17 protein-coding genes and 1 pseudogene are annotated in these 13,833 nt (G+C 67.9%); 6 read left to right on the forward strand and 12 right to left on the reverse strand.

Annotated features, from left to right (window positions below):
- Positions 1–56: 56 nt before the first annotated feature.
- The gene (locus tag OG394_RS26500; protein WP_328989790.1) at positions 57–1,127 is read right to left on the reverse strand and encodes a LacI family DNA-binding transcriptional regulator; all 1,071 of its coding nucleotides are present in this window, start codon (positions 1,125–1,127) and stop codon (positions 57–59) included.
- Positions 1,128–1,259: 132 nt separating this feature from the next.
- On the opposite strand from OG394_RS26500, the gene OG394_RS26505 reads away from it, so the two are divergent.
- The 4 genes and pseudogenes from OG394_RS26505 to OG394_RS40140 all read left to right on the forward strand — a co-directional run bounded on the left by OG394_RS26505 (position 1,260) and on the right by OG394_RS40140 (position 3,113).
- The gene (locus tag OG394_RS26505; protein WP_328989791.1) at positions 1,260–1,880 is read left to right on the forward strand and encodes a hypothetical protein; all 621 of its coding nucleotides are present in this window, start codon (positions 1,260–1,262) and stop codon (positions 1,878–1,880) included.
- 164 nt (positions 1,881–2,044) lie between these two features.
- Positions 2,045–2,422, forward strand: a complete 378-nt coding sequence (locus tag OG394_RS26510) for an ester cyclase (RefSeq protein WP_328989792.1) — start codon at positions 2,045–2,047, stop codon at positions 2,420–2,422.
- Positions 2,395–2,742: pseudogene (locus tag OG394_RS40135) on the forward strand (hypothetical protein); the annotation flags it as partial. The gene OG394_RS26510 and the pseudogene OG394_RS40135, both read left to right, overlap by 28 nt.
- A 269-nt stretch (positions 2,743–3,011) precedes the next feature.
- Positions 3,012–3,113, forward strand: a complete 102-nt coding sequence (locus tag OG394_RS40140) for a hypothetical protein (protein WP_442914233.1) — start codon at positions 3,012–3,014, stop codon at positions 3,111–3,113.
- Between the two features lie 93 nt (positions 3,114–3,206).
- Here OG394_RS40140 and OG394_RS26520 read toward each other — a convergent pair whose 3' ends face one another.
- Both OG394_RS26520 and OG394_RS26525 read right to left on the reverse strand, forming a co-directional pair.
- On the reverse strand, positions 3,207–4,127 hold the full coding sequence (locus OG394_RS26520; protein WP_328989794.1) for a hypothetical protein: 921 nt from the start codon (positions 4,125–4,127) through the stop codon (positions 3,207–3,209).
- On the reverse strand, positions 4,124–4,909 hold the full coding sequence (locus OG394_RS26525) for a hypothetical protein (RefSeq protein ID WP_328989795.1): 786 nt from the start codon (positions 4,907–4,909) through the stop codon (positions 4,124–4,126). Before OG394_RS26525 ends, OG394_RS26520 begins: the two co-directional genes overlap by 4 nt.
- A gap of 261 nt (positions 4,910–5,170) precedes the next feature.
- On the opposite strand from OG394_RS26525, the gene OG394_RS26530 reads away from it, so the two are divergent.
- Together OG394_RS26530 and OG394_RS26535 are read left to right on the forward strand one after the other, a co-directional pair.
- Positions 5,171–5,737, forward strand: a complete 567-nt coding sequence (locus OG394_RS26530) for a helix-turn-helix domain-containing protein (protein ID WP_328989796.1) — start codon at positions 5,171–5,173, stop codon at positions 5,735–5,737.
- A gap of 10 nt (positions 5,738–5,747) precedes the next feature.
- Positions 5,748–6,290 carry a GNAT family N-acetyltransferase gene (locus OG394_RS26535; protein ID WP_328989797.1) on the forward strand — a complete coding sequence of 181 codons (543 nt, stop codon included), beginning with the start codon at positions 5,748–5,750 and terminating at the stop codon, positions 6,288–6,290.
- A 1-nt stretch (position 6,291) separates the two neighbouring features.
- Here OG394_RS26535 and OG394_RS26540 read toward each other — a convergent pair whose 3' ends face one another.
- From OG394_RS26540 to OG394_RS26580, 9 genes are all read right to left on the reverse strand, one after another.
- Positions 6,292–7,881, reverse strand: a complete 1,590-nt coding sequence (locus OG394_RS26540; protein WP_328989798.1) for a hypothetical protein — start codon at positions 7,879–7,881, stop codon at positions 6,292–6,294.
- Positions 7,882–7,884: 3 nt separating this feature from the next.
- A complete protein-coding gene (locus OG394_RS26545) occupies positions 7,885–8,316 on the reverse strand; it encodes a hypothetical protein (protein ID WP_328989799.1) in 432 nt (143 codons plus the stop codon).
- Between the two features lie 42 nt (positions 8,317–8,358).
- Positions 8,359–8,778, reverse strand: a complete 420-nt coding sequence (locus OG394_RS26550; RefSeq protein WP_328989800.1) for a hypothetical protein — start codon at positions 8,776–8,778, stop codon at positions 8,359–8,361.
- 37 nt (positions 8,779–8,815) lie between these two features.
- A complete protein-coding gene (locus OG394_RS26555) occupies positions 8,816–9,883 on the reverse strand; it encodes a hypothetical protein (RefSeq protein ID WP_328989801.1) in 1,068 nt (355 codons plus the stop codon).
- Positions 9,880–10,278: a hypothetical protein gene (locus OG394_RS26560; RefSeq protein ID WP_328989802.1), complete on the reverse strand. Its 399-nt coding sequence runs from the start codon at positions 10,276–10,278 to the stop codon at positions 9,880–9,882. The genes OG394_RS26555 and OG394_RS26560 overlap by 4 nt, the downstream gene beginning before the upstream one ends.
- Positions 10,278–11,321 carry a hypothetical protein gene (locus tag OG394_RS26565; RefSeq protein ID WP_328989803.1) on the reverse strand — a complete coding sequence of 348 codons (1,044 nt, stop codon included), beginning with the start codon at positions 11,319–11,321 and terminating at the stop codon, positions 10,278–10,280. Before OG394_RS26565 ends, OG394_RS26560 begins: the two co-directional genes overlap by 1 nt.
- A complete protein-coding gene (locus OG394_RS26570; protein WP_328989804.1) occupies positions 11,318–11,734 on the reverse strand; it encodes a hypothetical protein in 417 nt (138 codons plus the stop codon). The genes OG394_RS26565 and OG394_RS26570 overlap by 4 nt, the downstream gene beginning before the upstream one ends.
- Before the next feature lie 181 nt (positions 11,735–11,915).
- Complete coding sequence (locus OG394_RS26575) at positions 11,916–12,995, reverse strand: inositol-3-phosphate synthase (protein WP_328989805.1); 1,080 nt, start codon at positions 12,993–12,995, stop codon at positions 11,916–11,918.
- A 47-nt stretch (positions 12,996–13,042) separates the two neighbouring features.
- Positions 13,043–13,666: a PadR family transcriptional regulator gene (locus OG394_RS26580; RefSeq protein ID WP_328989806.1), complete on the reverse strand. Its 624-nt coding sequence runs from the start codon at positions 13,664–13,666 to the stop codon at positions 13,043–13,045.
- Between the last annotated feature and the right edge of the window lie 167 nt (positions 13,667–13,833).

Genomic DNA, 13,833 nt, shown 5'->3' on the forward strand with positions numbered 1-13,833 from the left:
GGTGCACCGAAGGTAGGGGAAAGGGTTTTCCGGGTCAACAGGCGAAGCTCGAACGATCAATATCGATCACGAATCAACGCCCCGCAGGATTCCCGGATGCGCAATTCCGGCAACAGGCTCAGGTGTTGCGTCGGCAGTCGCTCGTCCGCGGTGAGCCGGCGCAGCAGCAGCTCGCAGGCGATCCGTCCGATCTCCAGCTTGGGCGGGCTGACCGCGGTCATCGGCACCAACGCCAGCGCGGCGGTCTCGTCGTTGTACGCCACCAGCGCGAGATCCTGCGGGATTCGCAGACCGCGCTCCATCGCCCGCTCGGCCAGCCGGGCCGCGTCCTCGTCCGTGTGCACGAGGATCGCCTTGGCGCCGAAGTCCGCGCACTCGTCCAGCACGGCGTCGAGGCGGGCGATGCTGTCGGCGTCCTCGTTCTCGCGGGGCAGCATGACCGACGAGGTGTAGGTCTCGACGCCGAGCGGACCGGCCGCTTGGTCGATGCCGACGCGCAGCCAGTACGCCGTGACGCTGGGGCTCAGGCTGACCCCGATCCGGCGATGCCCGAGCGAGGCCAGATGGCGCAGCGCCACCATCGCGCCGTACGCGTGGTCGGTGCGGACGTGGTCCAGCTCGCGGGTGACGTGCGGGAAACCGAAGCTGCGCTCCATCAGCACCACCGGTACGGCGATGTTCTCGAGCCGGTCGCCCATCTCGTCGGCCCGGCTGTCCCCGAGGGCTGTGCTGAGCAGGATGCCGGTCACGCCGAGGTCCAGCAGTTTGCCGATTCGCTCGGCCTCGGCGGTCTGGTCGTAGCCGCTGTCGCCGAGCACCAGGCGGGCGCCGTACCGCTCGGCGACGCGCTCGGCACCGCGGATCGCGTCGGTGTAGTAGTACGTCGAGTTCGGTACGACGATGCCGATCGTGCGCTGGCCGCCCGCCGGAACGCCGGCCGCCTCCGGGCCGAGGCCGACCGCGCCACCATGCACGCGGCGGAGCCGGCCGAGCGCGTCGAGCTCGCCCAGGTCGCGGCGAATGGTGATGACCGAGACGCCGAGCTCCTCGGCGAGTTCGCCGACCCGCAACCGGCCGTGCCGTCTCAGGTTGGCCAGGATCAGGTCGTGTCGTTCCTGCGCAAGCATCCGTTTCCCCCGTGGCGGTTCCCAGCCGGTTGATCGTCTGTGATCATACGATCATCGATGGTCCAGCCCGTTCCGTCGAGTCCTTATCGCGCTGAGCACCCTGAGCACCTGATTGTCTGGAGGCCGGACAACGTGGCAGAACCTCGTTCCAACGCCGGAACGCCCGCTCGCAGGGGCGAGACCGCGTTCTCGGTGCTGTCCACCGTTGGGGATGTGCTGTTGCTGCAGGTGTTGTTCCTGCTCACCAGCGTCGGTGTCATCACGATCATCCCGGGGGCGATCGCCGTACAGCGGGCATTGCCGGAGGCGCTCGGGCAGGAGCATCCCGCGATCGCCCGGCTCTACTGGCGACACCTGCGCTGGGCCGTCCGGAGGTTCTGGCTATTCGGTCTCGGCGTTTGCGTGTTCACGGTGATGCTGGTGATCGGCTTGCTCTTCTGGGCGTCGGCCGGCGATCCGATGCGGCTCATCGGGCTCGGAGTGCTGGTGCCGGTGGCGGGCCTGCTGGTCGCGCTCTACCTGGGCTTTCTGGCCGTGGCGATGACGAGTGCCGAGGAGACCGGGCCGCGGCGGGTCGGCCGGGAGGCCTGGCTGCTGGTGCAGCGCAGGCCCCTGCCCGCCGCGGCCGGCATCCTCGCGCTGGCAACGTGGTTCCTCTTGCTGGCAAGGCTGCCGACCTTGGTCCTGGTCGGCACGGCGTTGGTCCCGGCCTTCCTCGCCTGGTGGCTGGCCCGCCCCACCAAAGAGTCCTGATCAGCCCACGGTGCGTCAGCGCACGGTGCCGAGTGCCCGTGCACTGTGACGTGAAGCATGACCACGCCGTGTACGTCGAACCGAACGTCTGGGTCCGGCACGACCTCTGACATACCCCAACTAATCGGGGTACCCCCGGCTGGGCGGCGCCGGACGATCAGCTCATGACTACAACAGAGCAAAGCAGGGCGACAGCGCAGAACAAGGACACCGTCCGGGACTTCATCGACGGCTTGTTCACCAACGGCGACCTGGGCGCGGTGGACGCCTATCTGGCCGAGGACTTCATTAATCACGACCCGCCGTTCGGGGTATCGGCGGACCGCGAGGGCATGCGCGCCGCCGGGCAGATGATGCGAGCGGGTTTCCCGGACTGGCACAGTGAGCTGCACGTGCTGATCGCGGAGGGCGACCTCGTGGTCGAGCGCTTCACCGCGAGCGGAACCCAGCGCGGCGAGGTGCTGGGCGTGCCGCCGACCGCGCAGGGCTGGGGACCGATGAACTGCGGTCCGAGGTGCTCGAACGCCTCCGCGGCATCCTGACCGTCGACGCCGCCTTCTTCGCCACCGTCGATCCGGCCACCCTGCTGTTCACCTCGGCGGTCGCGGACGAACCGCTGCGCGCTGTGACGGCCGAGTTCCTGGCCAACGAGTTCGGCCGGGCCGATGTCAACAAGTTCGCGCTGCTGGCCGAGGCGGCCGATCCGGTCAGCTCACTGGATCACGCGACCAGGGGAGACCGGGCGGCGAGTTCTCGCTCGGTCGAGGTGATGACGCCGCTCGGTCTGGGCGATGAGCTGCGAGCCGCTCTCATCTCCGGCGGTCGCTGCTGGGGCGTCATCTGCCTTCACCGCGAGGATGCAGAATTCGGGTTCAGCGAGCGGGATCTAAGCGTGGTCAGGCGGCTCGGGCCCCACCTGGCGGAGGGGCTGCGGCGGAGTCTGCTGGTCGGCAGCGATCTGCAGGAATCCGCCGGTCCCGGAGTGATCGTCCTCGATGCGGAGCTCGCGATCGTCTCGATCAGCCCGGAGGCGGAGTACTGGCTGAGCGAGCTGTCGGAGCAGCGAAGCCGAGCCGACCTGCCGGTGGCGGTCAGGATGGCAGCAGTGCAGCTGCGGCGATTGTCGACGAGTTGCACCTGTCGCCGCACACGGTTCAGGAGCACGTGCGGGCGGCGTACGAAAAGGTCGGCGTCGGCAGCCGGCGGGAGCTGATTGCCGCGCTGCTCGGCTGAAGTCAGAACGTGCGCATCACCTGGATGATGCGGTAGAGCCAGACCCGCTGCCGCGGGGGAGGTGACAACCCGAGAGGCCGACTTTCGGGCAGGTCAGTTGGATAGTTCGCGGCGGATGGTGTCGACTTCGGTCAGGCCGGCCTGGATCGCCGCGCGGCCGGCGCCGGCGGACGCGTTCTGGATGGCGCTTTCGATCGCGTCGGAGGTGTCGAGCGTTGCCATCACCACCAGTGGCGCGTGCATCGCGCGGCCGACCCGTGGTGCGGCAGCTTCGCGATGCTCCGGCGGGACCGTTGCTCCGAGCAACAACCAGGTGACGCCGACCAGCTTCTGCGCGGGCGTCGCTCCGTTCAGCCGGCGCAACACCTCGTCCGCGGGTTGCCGGATCAGCTCGCCCAGTCCCGCGGTCAACGCCTCCACCGCAGGCACGTACGCCGGGTAGCCCACGGGCAGCTCGACCTGCTCGATACCAGGCGCTATCTCCGGAATGCCGAGGCTCTCCAGGTAATCGTCCAGGTGCTTCGCGGTCCAGGCCGCCGTGACGCCGAGCTCCAGGAGCCGGACCACCGGGTCAAGGAAGGCGGTGGTCGAGTCGGCGTACGTCGTACCTTCCGTGGCGAGGAAGTGCGACTGCTGGTGGAACATCTCGGACAGGGCGAAACGGAATCGCCGGAGCGTCGGCACGTCATGCCGCGTGCCCGGTGCGTCGAACATCCGTTGCAGGGGCTCGTTGATGAAGCGCTCGTCCAGGTACAACGTGCCGTCCCAGGCGGCGAGCCCGAGCAGCACGCCGCGATCGACGCCAGGCGCGGCCGGTCCGGCCAGGAGATGGAGCGACTCCTGCATGCGGAGCACGGAGAGCCGGTCGATCTCGTCCTCGACTTGGGCAGCGAGCGTGGCGACAGCGCGAATGGCGCGCTCGATCCGGTCGACGCGCTCTGCCGGGGTGCCGTGTTCCACGTCGATCGAGGCCAGTACGGCGCTCGCCTGGGCCCTCGCCTCGGGTCCGGTCAAGTCCAACTCCTTCCGTCCGGCTCGACCCTAGTTGTCGTGCAGGTCCTGGTCGCTGCCGAGGTCCTGCCTGACCATCGTCTGCCCTCCGAGAGAGCGCGGCGGCCGATCTCGCGCGACTCGTTCACCCCGCTGATCTCGGCCAATCGGGCGAACTCCTGCCGCATCGGCTCCTCCGTGGTGCCGAGCAGCCGCGCGACCAACGGCCATTGGCATTCGGCGGTCTGGTTGCTCAGCTCGGTCAGCAGCTCGGGTGGCCTGCGGCCGGTGTCGAACGCGAGGCCGTCGACCAACTCGCGCAGAGCCGGCGTGTACTGCGGGTAGGACGGTGTGCTCGGCACCTCGGTGATGCCCGGCGCGATCCGGTCGACGCCGAGCAGATGGAGATACGCGTTCAGGTTGTCCTGCGCCCACGCCTCGGCCACGCCCTCCTCCAACTCGAGGGCGCCGGGCAGGTCGAAGGCGGCCCGCGCGGCCTCCTGGCTGGCCCCGGCCGGACCGAGGAAGTGCGACTGCTCGTGCAACAGCGTGGCCAGGGCGTCGCGATAGCGGATCAGGGTGACGGGATCATGGCGCGCCCCGGCCGCGCCGTACATCTCCTCGATCGGGTTGAGCACCTCGGGCCCGTCCAAGGCGAGCGAACCGTCCCAGAGGGCGATCGCGAGGCGCCCGCTGGTGAGCTCCAGGATGCGCGAATTCCACCCGGTCTGACCGGCACCACTCAGCTCGAGCGCCGCTAACGCGTGGCACGCGAAAAGTTCATCCGCTGTCTGTGGACCGGTCATGGACACTCCTGTGATCGCTGTGAGCGACGACCTTAGACATGGCTGTGACAATTACGCACACCCTCATCCCCAGGCCTGTGGATAACCCGTGGATAACCTCATCATCCACCGTGGAAACCGTGGGGATCGCCTTGTGGACAACTTGCCCCAAACTGTGGATATCCGGTCTGGCACACGGGCCACGCGGTGGAAAACCACCACCCGCGAGGCCGCGACCGGGGCGAAATGTGGATCTCCCAGATCTGGGATAGAGTCCCGTATGTGAGAGAGGCTGATGACATAGAGCGGCGGCTTGCCGATCGTCTCGCCGAATTACGTGCTGCCCGGCGCTGGTCCTTGGATGACCTCGCGAGCCGTACGGCGATCAGCCGGTCGACGCTGTCCCGGATCGAGCGTGGCGAGATCAGCCCGACGGCCGGTCTGCTCGGCCGACTCGGTGTCGCCTATGAGCGGACCACCTCCCAATTGCTCGCCGAGGTCGAGGCCGAGGCGCCCGAGCTGTTGCGCGCGAGCGATCAGCCGGTCTGGCGGGATGACGCGACGGGGTTCACCCGCCGGATGGTCTCGCCGCCGCAGCCCGGATTGCGCGCGGAGATCGTCGAGGTGCGGCTCGCCCCGAGCGCCGACATCCGGTACGACGAGCCGGCCGTGCCCGGGCTGGAGCAGCACCTGTGGATGCTCGACGGGATGCTCGAGCTCACGATCGGCACCACCACGCACGCGCTGCGAACCGGCGACTGCCTGCGCTTCCGCCTCTGGGACAGCACCCACTTCCACAACCCCGGCGTGCTCGCGGCCCGCTACGCCCTCACCCTCGTCCGGCCATAAGGAGATCGCGATGACTATCACGCGTCTGAGCAGCGACGACTTCCACGAGTACGTGCCGGAATTGGCCGCGCTCTTGGTCGACTCGGTCGACGGCGGCCACTCGCTCGGATTCCTCGCGCCGTTCGACGTGGACGCGGCGCGCTCGTGGTGGCAGAGCCGGTACGACGCGGTGGCGGCGGACGCGTTGCTGGTCTGGGTGGCGTGCGAATCGGGTCAAGTGGTCGGCACGGTCAGTCTCGTGCTCAACGGAGTCGGGCCCGGCGGTAAGGCGAATGGCCGGCATCGCGGGGACATCGTCAAGCTGATGGTCCATCGCGATGCCCGCGGTCAGGGCCTCGGACGTCGGCTACTCGCCATCGCCGAGGATGCCGCGGCCGAAGCCGGGTTGACCTTGCTGATGCTCGATACCGAGACGGGCAGTGTGGCGGAAAGCCTTTATGACAAGGCAGGTTGGGCCTGCTACGGCGTCGTACCGGATTATGCGGCGGATCCGGCCGGGGTGCTTCAGCCGTGCACCTTCTTCTACAAGCAGCTGGCCGCGGCCGGGCGCTGAGTCAGCGGTCCGGTCCGTCGTGTCCGCGTTGAGGGGACTGCGTGCCGCGGTCGAGGTGGTCGGGCCGAGCGCCTTGGCCGGACTGCTTTTCCGCGCCGTCCTTGATCGCTCCCGAAGCCGGCGCGGTTCCGCTTTGCGCCGCCGCCATCGCCTTCTGCAGGTCCGGCGATAGCGCGGGATTCCCGCCGGCAGCGGTCTGACCGCCGACGTTGTTGCCTTCGGCTTGTGCACCGACCGAGTAAGCAATCCGCGGGTCGACCGGCGTCGCGCCCGTCGGTGTCTGTGGAGTCGCCTGCGTTGGCGTCTGGGGCGTCTGCGTCTGCGTCTGCGTCGGGGGGTTCTGCGGGGCTGCTTGCGTTGGCGTTTGGGTGTCCTGGCCGCTGAGGGCCTGGGTGATCCGGCTCTCCTGCGGGTTCAGCGCCTGGCTGATGCGGCTCGGTTGCGGCGTCTGCCTGTCGGTCGGGTTCAACCGTTCCTGAATGCCGTTGCCCGCCGGGTTCAGCCGCTCCTGGATCGACTGTTGCGGCTGCGTCGTCTGCTGCGCAGGCCCTTGCTGAACCGGTCCCTGCTGCACTGGCCCCTGCTGAGAAGGCGTCTGCAGAGTGGGCGTCTGCTGAGTCGGCTCCTGCTGAACAGGCCCTTGCTGCTGCTGGTTCGCGACCTGCTGCTGCCCGACCTGCTGCTGTTGCTGCGGCAGCTGACTGATGTAGTGCTGGCGCATCGCCTGCACCTCGGCCTGATACCCGGCGGCCGCCTGATGCCCGGCCGCCATCGAGGCCAAGTGCTGCTGAGCCGGCGTACCCGACGCCTGAGCCAAATGCTCGAACGGCTGCTGCATGGCCCCCTGGATCCGCCCCATCACGATGTCGCGATGCTGCGGCGGCACCAACGCATCCAATCCGCCACTCTTATAGGCCATCTCGGCCGCGACCGGCCACTTCCGCCCGGCGTCCTGTACCGCGAGCTGCCGCATCACCTCTTGCCGCCCAAGCCCGGTGTCCTGCCCGAGCCGGTCGGCCAGGATCTGCGTCGCCCCGACGTACTGCGGATAAGGCTGCCGGACCACCGCACCACTGATACCGGGCGCGAGATGCTCCGCCCCGAGCTGCTGGATGTAGCCGTTCACCTGGGCGGCGGACCACGCCTCGGTGACACCTTCTTCCAGGCCCCGGACCGAGGCGATGTGGCCTTGGGCGATGCCGTCGCCGATGGACCGGTCACGCGCATTCAGCATGTGCGTGTTCTCGTGGTACATCGTCTGCAACGCGTTCCGCCAGCGCGACAGCATCTCGGGCGGCGCCTGCCGGCCGGCGTTCTGGGACATCTCCCAGATCGGGCCCAGCACCTGCGCCCGGTCATACGTGATCGAGCCGTCGCCACTGGCCAGTCCGAGCTCACGACCATCGGACTCGTGCATGACGCCACTCCACGACGAGGCCTCGGCTCCCGAAGCCCGTACGGCGGCTTGCGCCTGGTTGGCAATGATCCACTGGTACGCCGCTACGGCGTTCGGGGTCGGGCCAGCCACTTGCTGCTGTTGCTGCGGCTGCCGCCGGAACATGCCGGAGACGCGCTCGCGAAGAGTAGGCATGGGTCAGCGGACACCAGGTGGCGCGGTCCGCAGCGCGTCGATGAGCATCGCCAGGGGCTCCGTGAGCCGCATGATCGCGTAGTTCTCCTGCTGATCCGCACCGCGATCCGCGATGGCCCGAAGCTGCTGGATGCCCTCCTCGGCGCGGGCGATCCGCTCGGCCGGCGTGCCATCGTCGGAGTTCGCCAGCCCGAATACCCGATTGGCCTCGTTGTACGCCGGGCTGTCGCTGTACGGCGTCTGCCGGGCCATCGTGAGAATCTCGTCCAGGCTCTGGAGATCGGTGGCGGCCTGTGTCTGCTCGTCCGGGCTCAACGCGGCAGCGATGCCACGGAGCCGGTCGAGCTCAACGGCCAGCCCATCCATGTCGAGCCGGGCGGACAGACAGGCCTCCAACACCGCGTCGTACTCGGTGCGGAACTCGTCGTACGCCATCTAGCTTCTCCCTGTCGCGGACCCGGACCTCGGACGATTCTCTCAGCGCCCTGGTTCCAGAGCGACGATGAGGAGGTCCAGCGGCTCCGTGAGCTGCAGCACGGCCTCACGCTCTTCCGGATCCGGCACGCGTGCGGCGATCGCATGGATGTCCCGAACACCCTGACGAGCCCGGTTGGCCCGCTCCATCGCCGTACCCCAGTCGGCGTTCGCGAGGCCGAACACTCGGGAGGCCTCGGTAAAGGCCGGGCTGTCGACGTACGGCGCATGGCGAGCGTTCCTGAGGATGTCCTGCAGGTTGTCGACGTCCGCAGCCGCGCGGTTCCGGTCAAGCGGTGGCAGCGCGACCAGTAGGCCAGCAAGGCGGTCGACCTGTTCTGCGAGGCCGTCGACGCTCAGCTTGGCCGTGAGGCATGCCAGCATCACCTGGTCGTACTCGGCCCGGAACTCGTCGTACCCCATCAGTGGTGTCTCCAGTCTCGTGGCGGGGTTGGCAACACTAGTCGCGGTCGAGGCCTTGCCCGCGACCAACAGCCGGTCCAGCAGGCTTGGCGGCTACAGCGGCCTGAGATGCCGCACCAGCCTGTACGCCCTGAAGCGGGGCAGTACCGCTATTGGCCATCGCCATCGCGTGAGCCAACTTGGGATCTGCGCCAGCCGTCTGGGCAGTTGCCTCAGCCTTCTTGCCGTCGGTCTGAGCCGTCACTTCGGCAACCTTGGGCTGCAGGCCGCCGGTGGTCGCCACCTCTTGCTTGATGGCGGCGATCTCCTTCTGGCCGGCGTCGAACGCCTCGTTGCCGATCTCGGCCGATCGCGGGCGCTGCTGGTCCGCCGGCAGCTTGCTCACGTCGGCGAGCGTGCCGAACGGAGCCTGCATCGCCTGCTCGACCCGCTGCGTCGCTTCGGCCAACTGCGCGGGCGGCACGATCTTGTCCAGCCCGGCGGCATCGGTGACCAGCTTGGTGGCGATCGGCCACTTTTCGGCGCCGTTCACCACGTTCATCCGGCGCAGCACCTCGTTGCTGTCGACCCCGGAGACCTCGCCGATCCGGTTGGCGAGCGCGTTCGCGGCCGGTGCGAACTGCGGATACGACTGACGGCCCTGGACCTCTTTGATGCCGGGGGCAATCTTCTCGAGGTCGAGCTTGTCGATGTACTGATCGAGGTTCGCGTAGCTCCAGGCCTCGGTGACGCCTTCCTCCAGCGCACGCACCGGCGGCTGCTGGAATGCGTGCATCGCGTCGGCGTGAGTGGTGCCCTCGGCCGACGTCATGTGCGAGTTCTCGTGCAGAACGGTCTTCAGCGCGTTCCGGTAGGCCAGCAGCTTCGCCTGCTCCTGCTGCACGCCCTTGTGCTCGAACATTTCCTTGAGCGGACCGGTGACGTACTTGTCGTCGTACAGCACACCGCTGTCCCACGACGCCGTACCAAGGATGACGCCGTTCTCGACCTTGCGAGTCGGGCCCATCTTGCCGTTCCAGTTGGAATGGTGGGCACCGGTGACCTCGACGGCCGCAGTGTGCTGCTGAGCCATCAAGTCGTCATAACTGCTCGGCGGAATGCTCACTTCTGAGCCTCCCGAGCGTCAGCCTCCAGCGACTCGGCAAGCATCGCGAGCGACTCGTTCAGGCTGAGGATGGCGTGCTGCTCGTCGGGGTCGGAGGACTCCTCGGCGATCGCGGTGATCTCACGGATACCGGTCAGCGCCCGCTCGATCCGTACCTCGAGCTCGCCCTCGGGATCACCCGCACGCGCCATCGCCTCGGTGGCCCGCTGCATCCGGTCACTCGCCTGCGGGGACAACTCGGACTCCCACTGCGTGAGCTGGAACTCGGCCTTGGCACGATCCGCTTCCGCCAACTGCGGCACCAGGGCGCGAAGCCGAGCCACGTCGGCCGTACCGCCGTTGCTCCAGTCGCCATAGGCCTGCTTGTAGGCCGTCAGGAACTCCGCGTAGTCCATCAGTCTCTCCCCAGTTCGGGTCCGGGCCGGCCGGCCGGTTTGGCCGCTTTCGCATTATCACCAGCAGGTACGGCGTTGGCGCTTACCGATTGCAGCGGGCTGGTACCGCCATTGGCAAGGGCCATCATGCGTTGAAGCTCGGGATCGACCTTAGGCGCCTGCGAGTCCTTCGCCTGCTCAGGCGCGACCTCAGCGGCAGGACCCGCCGTACCGGCCGCACGGATCGTGGCGATCTCGGCTCGGCCACTACGCACCGCGGCGAGGCCGTGCAGCTGGCTCTGCAGCTCCACCGTCTTCCGGTCGCCCGTCAGCTTCGTCAGCGGCGCGAGCTCGGTACGCATGGCCTGCTCGATCCGGTTGCGCGCTGTCTCGTGCTCGGCCGCCGGAAGTCGCTGCGGCAGGTCACTGGCCTCAAACGCCATCCGTGCCGCCATTGGCCACTTCTCGGCGGCATTGACCACGTTGAGCCGCCGCAGCACCTCGTCCTGGCCGAGACCCGTATCCGCGCCTAGCCCGGTCGCAAAGGCCTGAGCTGCCGGGGTGTACTGCGTGTAGGCATTGCCGAGCGGGACCTCTTTGATCCCCGGCGCGATCTTGTCCACGCCGAGGCGCTCGATGTACTCGTTCAGATGGGCCTTGGTCCAGGCCTCTGTGACACCTTCCTCAAGCGCCGTACCCGAGGCCGACTGGTAGGCCTTGGCGCCTTCGACGTGCTGCGTGCCGGGCCCGCTGAGCATGTGCGAGTTCTCGTGCAGCAGCGTGTCGATGGTGTCCTTGTAGAGCCAGAGCGTCTGCTCGTCATGCTGCTGGCCGGCCGTGGCGTACATCTGGTCGAGCTGCTCGATCACCCGCGGCACGTTCAGTTCCATGTCGCCGTTCCAGTGCGCGGCGCCGAGTGGCCCGTCGACACTTTCCAGCACCTTGCCGCTGAACGACGAGTGGTCCGCGCCGCTGAGGGCGACCGCGACTTCGGCCTGGCGTTCGAGCAGTGCCTGGACCTCGGGCCGCTTGGGGGTCGGCTCGACGAACTTCTTCTCGCTCACTCAGCCTCCAGTTGCAGCGAGGTGGCGAGCAGGGTCAGCGGTTCGGCCAAGCGCAGCACCGCCCGGGCGTCCCGCTCGTCGGCCTGGACCTCGGCGAGATCGTTGAGCTCGGCAACGGCCTGTTCGGCGGCGGCGATCCGCTCGGCGTTCGTGCCCTGCACGGCTTGGGCGCGGGTCACGATCGCGAGCGCTTCCTCGGTCGCCGGCGCGGTCGGCCCGGCGTCCTGGCCGTCGACGATCACGCGCAACTCGTCGAGGTCGGCCGTCGCGCGGTCGCGATCGGCGGGCGCGAGCTGCCCGGCGAACGCGCTCAGCCGCGCGAGCTCGTCCCGCAGCCCCAGCCCGTCGAGCCCGCCACCCATCCCCGCCCGCAACACAGCGTCGTACTCACGCCGAAAGTCCTCGTACGTCATACCCCGCAGTCTGCTACCCCAACGGTTCAGCCCGGTCGTCCTTCTTTGCGTTCATTCGTCGGAATCCGCCCTCTTCCCACCGCCGACTTGTACAGGTCCGCATGGCTGAGAGGGCGGATTCCGACGAATGAACGCAAAGAAGGGGGCACCCGGTGGATGCCCCCTTCAACAGTGCGGTGGATCAGCGCTCGATTTCGCCCTTGATGAACTTTTCCACCAGGTCGCGGCAGACGTCGTCGGCGTACTGCTCGGGCGGGGACTTCATGAAGTACGAGGACGCGGACAGGATCGGGCCGCCGATGCCGCGGTCCTTGGCGATCTTCGCGGCGCGGATCGCGTCGATGATGATGCCGGCCGAGTTGGGGGAGTCCCAGACCTCGAGCTTGTACTCCAGCGACAACGGCACGTCGCCGAAGTTGCGGCCCTCGAGCCGGATGAAGGCCCACTTGCGGTCGTCCAGCCAGGCCACGTAGTCCGACGGGCCGATGTGCACGTTGCGCGGCTCGATGTCCTCGACCAGCTGCGAGGTGACGGACTGGGTCTTGCTGATCTTCTTGGACTCCAGCCGCTCGCGCTCGAGCATGTTCTTGAAGTCCATGTTGCCGCCGACGTTCAGCTGGTAGGTCCGGTCGACGGTGACGCCGCGGTCCTCGAACAGCTTGGCCAGCACCCGGTGGGTGATGGTGGCGCCGATCTGCGACTTGATGTCGTCGCCGATGATCGGCACGCCGGCCGCGGTGAACTTGTCCGCCCACTCCTTGGTGCCCGCGATGAACACCGGCAGCGCGTTGACGAAGGCCACGCCCGCGTCGATCGCGCACTGGGCGTAGAACTTGGCCGCCTGCTCGGAACCGACCGGCAGGTAGCAGACCAGGACGTCGACCTGGGCGGCCTTCAGGGCGCCGACGATGTCGACCGGCTCCGCGTCGGACTCGGTGATGGTCTCGCGGTAGTACTTGCCCAGACCGTCGAGGGTGTGACCGCGCTGGACCGTGATGCCGGTCGGCGGTACGTCGCAGATCTTGATCGTGTTGTTCTCGCTGGCGCCGATGGCGTCCGCGAGATCCAGGCCGACCTTCTTGCCGTCGACGTCGAACGCCGCCACGAACTCCACGTCGCGGACGTGGTAGTCCCCGAACTGCACGTGCATCAGGCCGGGGACACGCTCGTCGGCCTTCGCGTCACGGTAGTAGTGCACGCCCTGGACGAGCGAGCTGGCGCAGTTGCCGACACCGACGATCGCTACACGGATCGAGGTCATCTGGGAACTCCTTAGGTTGGAATGTAATGCGGGGCGGTGGTGCTGTGTCACACGGACCCCGGGGTACGTCGCTGGCCCGGGTCTTGCTCACCGGCCGCCTGAGATGCGGCGCCGGTCGTCCCCCCGGGTGGTGGGAGCTGGCGGCGTTCACCGTCGATCAGCTCGTTCAGCCAGCGAACCTCGCGCTCGGCCGACTCGAGGCCGTGCCGTTGCAGCTCGAGGGTGTAGGCGTCGACCCGCTCGGCCGTTCGGCTCATCGCCGCCCGGACCCCCGCCAGCCGCTCTTCCATCCGGGCCCGACGGCCCTCCAGAATGCGCAGCCTGGTGGCGGGATCGGTCCGGCCGAAAAAAGAGAAGCGAACTCCGAACGTCTCGTCGTCCCACGCGGACGGACCTGCCTCATGCATCGCCTCGGCGAAGTGGTCCTTGCCCTCGGCGGTGATCGTGTAGACGATCTTCTGCCGCCTGGACGCGTCCGTAGTACTGGCCTCGGCGTCGATCAGGCCCTTGCGCAGCATCGCCTTCAGGCAGGGGTACAGCGACCCGAAGGAGAGCACGCGACCCCAGCCGAACTGGGCGTTCACGCGCTTGCGGAGCTCGTAGCCGTGCATCGGCGCCTCGTGCAGCAGACCGAGTACGGCGAGCTCCAGGACGGCGTTCCGCGATCCCATCTGCACACCTCCTCATTCCATCCACTGCACAGTTTGTCATGACCAGATGTATCGAGTCGATACATCTGATTGCACTGTACGCACGGCCTCAGCCGGCACTCAACTCCTGACATGGCAACTAGACCTGTTACGTCAGGGGCTTTGGTGCGTTAGATGGTCTGAAACGA

Origin of the sequence: Kribbella sp. NBC_01245 (assembly GCF_036226525.1) — a bacterium.
Taxonomy (GTDB): Bacteria; Actinomycetota; Actinomycetes; order Propionibacteriales; family Kribbellaceae; genus Kribbella.